The sequence below is a fragment of the uncultured Phenylobacterium sp. genome (assembly GCF_902826855.1).
In the GTDB taxonomy this organism is placed as follows: Bacteria; Pseudomonadota; Alphaproteobacteria; order Caulobacterales; family Caulobacteraceae; genus Phenylobacterium.
Genome location: NZ_CADEGK010000384.1, coordinates 1 through 1,639 on the forward strand (window position 1 = coordinate 1; position 1,639 = coordinate 1,639).

Genomic DNA, 1,639 nt, shown 5'->3' on the forward strand with positions numbered 1-1,639 from the left:
TGCCCTGATCGTCGAACGCATGGCCGAGTTCGTGCCCGATCACTGCGGCGATCGAGCCGTAGTTCACGGCCGGATCGGCGGCGGGATCGAAGAAGGGAGCCTGCAGGATTCCGGCCGGAAAGGTGATCGAATTGAGCAGCGGCATGTAGCCGGCGTTCACCTCTTGCGGCGGATAAGGCCATTCCCAGTCGCGCCGGGGTTCATTCAACTGGGCGAGGTTGTCCGCCAGCTTCCAGAGGGCGATGCGTCGCACGTTGCCCACCAGGTCATCGGGGGCAATGCGGATCGAACTCAGGTCATGCCAGCGGTCGGGGTAGCCGATGTAGCTGACGATCTTGTCGAGCTTGCCCAGCGCCTCGGCCCGCGTGGCCGCATCCATCCAGTCCAGGCGGCTGATGCGCTCGCGGTAGGAGTCGCGCATGTAGCGCACCATGCGATCGATCTCGGCCTTGGATTCCGGTCGGAAGTACTGCTTCGCGTAGATCTGACCGATCTGCTCGGCCATCGCCCCGTTGACGTCCTGTACGACCCGGTCGGGCAGAGGCCGGCGCTCGGGCACGCCCAGGATACGCTTCTGGTGAAAGGCGAAGGACGTCTCCTGCCAATCGTCGGATAGCTGGTCGGCCCAGGTGTCCAGAACGTGGAACAGCATGTAGCTGCGCCAGGTCTCGACCGGGGTGTCGGCGTAGAGCCGCGCGAGACGCTGGACCGCGGTATTGGTGACCAGATTGTACTGAGCGGCCTTGTCCAGCTTCTGCTCGCCCAGGAACGAGCGCCATTCGAAGCCGGGGGCGAAGCGCTCGATCTCGTCGAGCGTCTTCAGGTCGTACATCCTCACGCTGTCGCGGAGCTCGACACCGCTCCACTGAGCGCGGGCGATCTCGATTTCCACGGCCAGCACCTCGGAGGCCCGCGCATCGGGCCGGTCGATCCCGGCGCGACGGAACAGGTCGGCGGCATAGGCGCGCAGGGCCGCGCGATGGCCGACGTAAGGCTCCTTGTCGCTGAGGTAGTAGTCCCGGTCGGGCATCGTCAGTCCGCCCTGGCCGATGGCCGGGACATGCCTGCGCGGGTTCCCCGGATCGAGCGTCACGGCCGCCCCGATCGGGCCGGACTGGAAGGGCCGCGCCATCGCCCGGGCCAGGTCGTCGCGGGTGCGGATCCGGCGGACCACATCAAGGTCGGACTGGATCGGCGCCGTCCCTATGGCGTTCAGTCGCGCAACGTCGGCGCGCGACCGCGCGAAGTCGGAAATCTGCTGCTCGGGCGAACCCGCCGGATGGCTGGCCTTGGATGCACCGTCGATGACGCCACGAACCTGTTGCTCTGTCTTCAGGTAGACCTCGATGCCGACATTCATCTCCGGCATCCCGGACGGGATCTGCGTACGCGCCAGCCAGCCCTCGTTCACATAGCGATAGAAGTCGTCCGCAGGAGGCACGGACTTGGACAGGCCGGAAAGGTCCACGCCCCACTTGCCGGTCGCCGCGGTGGGAGCCGGCGCTTGCGCCAGCGCAGCGCCGGCAAGGGCTACAACGAAAGCCGCCACGATCGCCGCCCTGAACATCGCCTGATCCACTACTGAGGTTGCGCAGGAACCTTCGCCATCCGCCTCGGCAAAGCCTATGGCGGCGGATGC

The 1,639-nt window shown here is 66.5% G+C and carries 1 protein-coding gene; it reads right to left on the reverse strand.

Annotation, left to right across the window (positions count from 1 at the left end; genetic code table 11):
• Positions 1-1,549: M13 family metallopeptidase (locus QZV94_RS25015; RefSeq protein WP_293683204.1), on the reverse strand; the 1,549-nt coding region annotated here is incomplete at its 3' end.
• Positions 1,550-1,639: the final 90 nt, after the last annotated feature.